We start from the raw sequence: 755 nt of genomic DNA on the forward strand, positions 1-755 counted from the left end.
CCAGCAACGTGCCAATAAACCTAGACAGCATTTATGCTGCCTAGGTTTGAATTCCTTTTCTGATTGTTAAAGAGCAATAACTTTTAAACACCCGCAATAATTTGCATTGCAAGGGTTTTCATCAGTCGTTTCCAATACGGTGTGTTGTCTGGTTTGTTTAGGCTTTCATCTATTGGCCACTTTTCCCAGGGTTTGGTGATTTCTTTATTTGCCCAGCGTTTAGGATTGGTGATAGCGCCGTCAAAGTTAAAGCGGTAAATATCATCATCAAGCTGTTCTTCTATTTGCTTCATCTGCTTGTAGCTCATTAAACGCCAGTACTTTTCAGGGCGGTTATTTTGCTTATCAAACTCATGTGTTACCGGGTCTAAATGACGAAATGGCTCGATTTCTGGTGAATCAACGAGCCGTTTACTTAAGTCCATAAAGCGCACTACGCGCTCCCATGTATACTTACAGTAGTTTGGGTTTTGTGGGTTGTCTTTAACCCGTATTTCACTAAATGCACCATGGTGGTTTTCATAATCTTTATGGGCAATATACATAGCATGGGTCACACCATGGCCCTGTGAATGGTTCGCTTTAGCGTAAAATGCCTCGATATCTGAGAACGGAAAAGTCGAATGGCCATGCTCATTTTTTTCGGCATTATCAACCGACCACGTAAAGTTCACTGTTTGGTTTTGACGGTCAAAATATACTTCACGTTTAGGTAGAATATAACGCGCTAATATAGGGCTGAAGTTTAAGAAAAA

Annotated in this window: 1 pseudogene; it reads right to left on the reverse strand. The window is 40.8% G+C overall.

The features are described from left to right. Window positions 1-83 precede the first annotated feature (83 nt). A pseudogene (locus H5186_RS22620) lies at window positions 84-755 on the reverse strand (hypothetical protein); the annotation flags it as partial.

The sequence above is a fragment of the Pseudoalteromonas sp. SG41-2 genome, assembly GCF_014164535.1.
Lineage (GTDB): Bacteria > Pseudomonadota > Gammaproteobacteria > Enterobacterales > Alteromonadaceae > Pseudoalteromonas > Pseudoalteromonas rhizosphaerae.